Below are 6,591 nucleotides of genomic sequence, written 5' to 3' on the forward strand. Positions count from 1 at the left end.
CAGGCGCTGCGAACCCAACAGTTTGGAGGTCGTGCGGCAGGGATACCGTATTGCCTTCCGGGGATGTACGTTTCTAAGTTTCCAACAAGGATGTCCGAACCCTGAGTTGCAGGCATCGCGCGGAACTCACAGAAATCTTGGCGCCCCACTTCTCCGTTAATGGGCCGGCCGTCCTTCCGTTATAAAAATTTAAGTCTTGGCACGGCACTGCTTTGCGCTGAAAACTGCAACTTGGTCTGCCGAATTATGATCGCTGCGTCCCGTCTTGGGGTCCGTCTGCCCGCAATGACCATTGGTCTCGCGCTTCTCAGCGCTGCGGCAATGGGGGGTTTGAGCTGGTCATCGGCCAAGTCGGGCCTCATCGAAGCGGCCGGGGCTCGGCTTGAGCTTGCTGCGGCTGCTCGACGCGACGGTATCGAGCTTGTGGCAGACAGAATGCAGGCCGATTTTCTGGCTGCCGCCGGTCACCCGCAGATCGTCTCGAACTTCCCCGATCTGGTCGAGACCCTCGACCCTTCGAAGCCCGATTTTGCCGGCATCGTCGAGGCTTTCCAGAGCCCCCCGACGGTCGAAGCGCGCATTGCTTTGGACAGCACGCCCGCGACCGCGATGTACGGTCGACGGCACGTCAAGGTGCAGGAAGTGGCCCGCCGGATCGTCGCCGAGCCGGGATATGCCGATCTGATCTTTCTCGATGAAAGCGGACGCGTTGTTTACACGACGACCAAAGGCAACGACTTCGCCAAGTCGCTCGACGATCCGAGCCTTAAGGAAACCGGGCTCGCGCGCCTCGTCGAGCGCCTGAAGAGCCAGGATCCGGGGGCGACGGCGTTCGAGGATTTCGCATCCTATCCGGTCGGCGGACCCTCGGCCTTCATCGGCCGGGCCATGACCAAGCGAGCCAATGTCGCCATGGGCACCGCCCAGGCGGTGGAGCGGATCGGCTTCGTCGTCCTTCGCGTGACCCCTGCTCTGTTCGACCGGACTCTCGCCAAAAGGGCAGGTCTGGGCGAGACCGGGCAAATCCTGGCAGCGGGCGCCGATGGCCGCCTCCGCTCGAATCCTCCCCTCAACCCGGCCGTGAAGGCCGGCGCGCCGATCTCGGATCTCGGCTTCTCCGCATCGCAACTCTCCGGCGGAAGCTTCGCCTATCCGGCGGCGGACGGACGCCACATGGCGGCGAGCGCCACGGTTTCGGTCTTGGGCGCGCCGTGGACGGTGGTGGCGGAGCAGACGGAGGCGGAAGCCGTCGGTGCGGTGCAGACCCTTTCGCGCACCCTCGCCCTCACCGCGCTCGTCGTGCTCCTGGGAACGGCCATCCTCGGGCTGCTCCTCGCCCGCTCGATCGTCCGGCCGCTCAGCGCGCTGACCCAAGCCCTGAGCGCGCTCGCCGCTCGCGAGACGCTGGCTGAGGTGCCGGGCAGCCGACGCCGGGACGAGATCGGCGACATCGCCCGCGCTGTGGTGACGATCCGCGACATGTCGCTGGAAGAGGCCGCTCAGCAGCTTCAGACGACGGAAGCCGCACGGCTGCGCGAAGAGCAGGCGCGCCGCACCCTTCTGCGCGACCTCGCCGACCGCTTCGAGGACTCCGTGGGTGGCATCGTCGCCGGGGTGGCACACGCCGTCGCGGGTCTGCAGGGCTCGGCCGCGACGATGCAAAACGCGGTGTCGGGGACCGCGCAACGCTCGACCAGCGTCGCCGGCGCCGCCCAGCAGACGGCCAGCAACGTCAATGCCGTGGCGGCGGCGGCGGAAGAACTCGGCGCGACCGTCCAGGAGATCGGCCGGCAAGTGGAGCAGGCCACCGGGATGTCCGCCGCGGCCGTGCAGGCGGCTTCCCGCACCGAGGAGACGATGGCCGCGCTCGCCCAGGCTGCGACCCGCATCGGGGATGTCGTCGGTTTGGTTTCGACCATCGCCAGCCAGACCAACCTTCTGGCACTCAACGCCACGATCGAGGCGGCGCGTGCGGGCGAAGCCGGGCGCGGATTTGCGGTCGTGGCGTCCGAAGTGAAGGAACTCGCCAGCCAGACGGCGCGGGCCACCGACGAGATCGGCCAGCAGATCACCGCGATCCAGGGCGCAACCGAAGGTGCTTCGCAGGCGATCCAGGACATCGCACAGCAGATTCAGGCGATGCGAAGCGTGACGACGAACATCGCGACCGCCATCGAGGAGCAGGGTGCGACGACCCAGGAGATCGTACGCAGCATGTCTCAGGCCTCGACGGGAACCGTGGAGGTGACGACCAACATCGCCGAGGTCGCACAGGAGGCCGAAGGCGCCGGACAGGCCGCTCGCGCGGTCGCAACCGCCGCCGATGGCCTTGCGGACCAGTCAGCCGTTCTGCGATCCGAGGTCGAGAAGTTCCTGGCCAACGTCCGGGCCGCATAAGGCGACAAACGAACGCGTCCAAGGGCGACAAAGGGCAACGAGCATCAGCCTCGGGCGGAGCGCAACGCCGCAGACATCGACGAGCGGTCGCTGTAGGAGCGGGTGAAACGATCCGGCCCAGGCATGAGAACGTTCCAGCCCACGCTCTTCGACGCGGTCTCCGCCCATCTGCCGCTCTTTGACGGCCTGTCAGAGGAAGCCGCCGAACGCCTCGCGGCCGGCGGCTACGGGCGCGGGTTGCTGACGGCCTCGCTCCGGGCCCGGCTGCGCAAGGCCGGTTTCGCCGATATGGCCGCGCTGGCGCTCGCGTCGCCGGTCGAGTTGATGGCAGTGCGCAAGATCGGCCCGGTGCGGGTGTCCGCAATCCGGGCCCATCTGCTCCGAGAACTCGCGCGGCTGGTCCCTGGCGCGAGAGCCGACCACGACAGCAGCGCAACCGACCGGCGGCGCCTGGAGCGGCTGCGCGCCATGCCGGGCGAACGATTCGGCTGGGCCGGCGAGACCTGCGCCGATCTGGCCGTGAAGCGGTGCGTCGATATCAGGGCTGAACTCGATATCCCCGCGGCCGACCTCGAACGGATCGCCGCGGCACTCACCCGAGCGCTGTTGCCGGAACTGCCGCGGGTGCCCTCCGTTGCGGCTGCGCCCGAGGGTGACGCGACGCCGGAGACAACGCGTGCGCGCGAGCGTGCCGAGTTGCTGCGGGAGCAAGACCGCCTATGGGACGCGGCCGCTCCTGAGGCCGACATTCGGCCGGGGCGCGTGGTCCGGTAGGGTGGTGCCGCTGACCGCGTCGCAGCGGGCGTTGATCGCCGGACTCAATACGGCTCGTGGGGGCGATGGACCGGTTGGTCGGCGGCGGCATGATTCCGGAGGGATGCGAGCGCCGTGCGTTGAGCGCGGGGCAGAGCCGCCGGACTGAACGCCGCTGACCGCCCGTCTACCTCATGCCCGCCTCCAGCGGGTTTCGTAAATCCCACTTTGCTCCGCCCGGCCCAGCCGCGGCGGGGCTTTTTCTGTCAGCGTCCTGGTGGCGAGGCTTCACGACGCGGGCGATGCGTACGTGCTGCGCTCATGGGCATCACTGTCTCCGACAACACGGAGACAGCCCGCCGCCTCAAGCCAACGCTCAGCCCTGTGATACGCCTGGCAGTCTCGGGAAATACGGGCTGTTGCTGCGGTTCAGAGCAGGAGCGGTCGGGTTCCCCTGTGAGCCGGCCGGCGCCTTCCGGGGCGTGAAGTACGGGTCGTAATCGCTCCAAGACGCAGACTTCGCAGCGTCGGATTTGCGGGCGACCGGCTTCGGAGCGGTTCTCGTCATGAAGGCTTGTCCATCGGTGTGAACAGGCCTTTTAGGCGAAAAGGGTTAACTGCACTGTTACCAAAAGGGCACGGGCGCGCCGGTTGAAATCGACCAATCAAAGCAAATCATCGGCAGGAGCACCGCAACAATGTCAGCTGTTCATAACAGCCGAACAACGCTCATAAGACGCGATGAATGCCTCCGCCTCGTGTCGACGCAAGCCCGTGACGACAAGCCCCGCGGTCGAAACCGTCCAGAGACCATCTGAATTCTGCGAAAGGACGAGCTTCGTCACCGGTACCCCCTTTTGGCGGCGGATCGAGCACCTGTTCCAGGCTGCGGTTCCGCACGCGGGTGGCAGCTTACGAATACGGCTCCGGTCGAGCAGCTGATCTTTCCGAGAATCACTCTTTCGAGGCACCTGCTATCCGCGGCACCTTCTTCCGTCACTCCGGAGAACACCCCGGCCGAAACGGGTTATGAACGGAGCAAGGTGAGGCTGGGAGATCCGGCTTCGGGACAGACGTCGTCGAGAGTGAGTGCATGGCCCGCAAGCGTCTCCGCCCCACAGCCGAAAGCCTGATCGAGGCTGTCGGCCGTCTCGGCCTGTCCCCGGCACAGATCGATGTCGAGGCTCTGCGCATCCACCTCGAACTGCCGGAATTCGGTGCGGCGGTCGAAGACGAGCGTGTCGCGCACGCTCTGCGCGAGATGAAGACGGCGCGTGCCTTCGTCGAGACCGGCATTCCGGCCCTGAAGCGAGCGGTCCCTGCCCTCAGGGCGGTGGTGGCCAAGGACCAAAGCATCCGGTGGACCATCCGGGTCGGCATCCCGCTGCTCGATGCCGGTCGCATGGACCTGCGTATCGTTGCCGCGCCGGACCCGATCATCGCCGAGATCCTCCAGGGCATGGCGGCGCGGAACGATCCGACGCGTCGGCTGGAAGAACTGCGCGCCGCCGTGACGGAGCTGGCGGTCCAGACCACGCGCGACCTGCGCAAGCCGGTCGATCGGCTCAGGTCTCAGATCCTCGTCGATCTTCGCGAGGTAGGCGCCGATGCGGCGGCCTATCTCGAGCATCTGGACCGCTCGTTGCGCTCCCGCCCGTTCAACTTCAGTCCGAGGCTGGCGCGCTCCCTCGCGGATGCCCTGACGCCGGTCCGCCAGCGTGCAAAAGCCGTGGCACGCGAGGGCTCGCGCCTGCGGCGCCTGCGGGATCAAGTCGGGTTCGGTGCCTATATCGAGAAATTCGCCGCCGCCCGCCGTCTGAACCGGCGCATCCTCTTTCACATGGGGCCCACGAATTCGGGAAAAACCTATGCGGCTCTCCAGGCGCTGAGCGCCGCCCCGACCGGCGCCTACCTCGCACCGCTGCGGCTCCTGGCGCTGGAAAACTACGAGGCGCTGAGCGAGCGCGGCCTTCGGGCCGGCATGGTCACGGGCGAGGAAGTGCTGGGCGAGCTCGACCCGACCCACACGGCCCGGACGATCGAGACCGCCGACCTAACCCGTCCGATCGACGTCGCCGTCATCGACGAAATCCAGATGCTCTCGGACCCGGACCGCGGCTGGGCCTGGACGAACGCCCTGTTCGGTGTTCCCGCCAGGACCGTCATCGTCTGCGGATCGGACGACGCGCTCTCCTACGTGCGCCGCGCCGCCGAGGCGGCCAACGAGTCGCTCGAAGTCATCAACTTCGAGCGCAAATCGCCGCTCGTGCTTCTCGACGAACCCGTCCCCCTGGAGAAAGTCGAGCCGGGTGATGCCGTGGTGGCCTTCTCCCGCCGGGCCGTGCACGAGAATCGTGAAATCCTCGTCGCTCGGGGCCACCGGGTGGCGACGATCTACGGCGCTCTGTCGCCGGAGGTTCGCCGCGCCGAAGCGGCACGGTTCCGGTCCGGCGAGGCCAACGTTCTGGTGACGACGGATGCGATCGGCATGGGCCTCAATCTGGGGCCTCTGAAGCGGATCGTCTTCTCGACCGTGCGCAAGTGGGACGGCGTCCAGGAGCGCGTGCTCACCAATTCCGAGATCCGGCAGATCGCCGGTCGGGCCGGGCGCTACGGGCATCAGGATGTCGGCTATGTGGCGGCGACCGAGCCGACCGCCATCGAGCCGATCCGAACCGCCCTGGCCGGCGCACCAACGGCGCCGGCGGCCGACACCCGCTTCTACGTGCGTCCCGATCTGACTGCGATCCGCTCCGTGGCCGAGGAGATGCAGACGCCGAGCCTCTATGAAGTGATGACGCATTTCGCGCGCGCCACTTTCTACGCCGGCTCGCCGTTCCAGCCATCGGCGCTCGAAGAGGTTCTCGAGATCGCGCGGATCATCGACCGGGCTCGGCTGCCGATCGAGGAAAAGTTCATCTTCTCTGTCTGTCCGATCAATCGGCGCGACGAGATTGCGATGGGTATGCTGGAGCGCTGGAGCCAAGTTCGCGCGGCCGGGACAACCGTCCCCGCCCTGCGGGCGAGCGTGACCGGCGAACTCGATTATCAGGAGCGGACGGTGAAACTCGCCAGCGCCTATCTATGGCTGGCGCTGCGTTTTCCCGAAACTTTCGATGATATCGAGGCGACCCGGCATATGCGCCGTTACGCCAACGACGCGATCGAGCATCACTTGCAGCAGACGGCGACGCGCAAGGCGGAGCGTCGGGGAAGGCGGGCCGGGGGAACGCGGTGATCGCGATTTGGCGAGATCAGGCCTAGCTCGGGGGAGCGGGTGAGCTGCGGCTCAGCTGATTTGATCCGCGTCGGTTTCGAGGGAGCTCTGGGCCTCTCCCCTTCCCTGCGTCTGACGGCTGTTCGGGTTCCAGCTTGCTGCGAAGCCCCCTCCCCTGCCGATGACGGCGGCGTGGTGCAAGGTGATCTGACCGCGTCGGGCGG

3 protein-coding genes are annotated in these 6,591 nt (G+C 67.0%); all 3 read left to right on the forward strand.

All coding sequences use genetic code 11. From position 1 onward, the window contains the following. Nucleotides 1-246: 246 nt before the first annotated feature. The 3 genes from OVA30_RS24875 to OVA30_RS24885 all read left to right on the forward strand — a co-directional run bounded on the left by OVA30_RS24875 (nt 247) and on the right by OVA30_RS24885 (nt 6,388). Entirely contained in the window at nt 247-2,397 is a 2,151-nt protein-coding gene (locus OVA30_RS24875; protein WP_268177535.1) for a methyl-accepting chemotaxis protein, read from the forward strand. Between the two features lie 123 nt (nt 2,398-2,520). Continuing rightward, on the forward strand, nt 2,521-3,171 hold the full coding sequence (locus OVA30_RS24880; RefSeq protein ID WP_268177320.1) for a hypothetical protein: 651 nt from the start codon (nt 2,521-2,523) through the stop codon (nt 3,169-3,171). Nucleotides 3,172-4,243: 1,072 nt separating this feature from the next. Then, on the forward strand, nt 4,244-6,388 hold the full coding sequence (locus OVA30_RS24885; RefSeq protein WP_268177322.1) for a helicase-related protein: 2,145 nt from the start codon (nt 4,244-4,246) through the stop codon (nt 6,386-6,388). The last annotated feature ends 203 nt before the right edge of the window (nt 6,389-6,591 follow it).

Origin of the sequence: Methylorubrum sp. SL192 (assembly GCF_026672325.1) — a bacterium.
GTDB classification, from domain to species: domain Bacteria; phylum Pseudomonadota; class Alphaproteobacteria; order Rhizobiales; family Beijerinckiaceae; genus Methylobacterium; species Methylobacterium extorquens.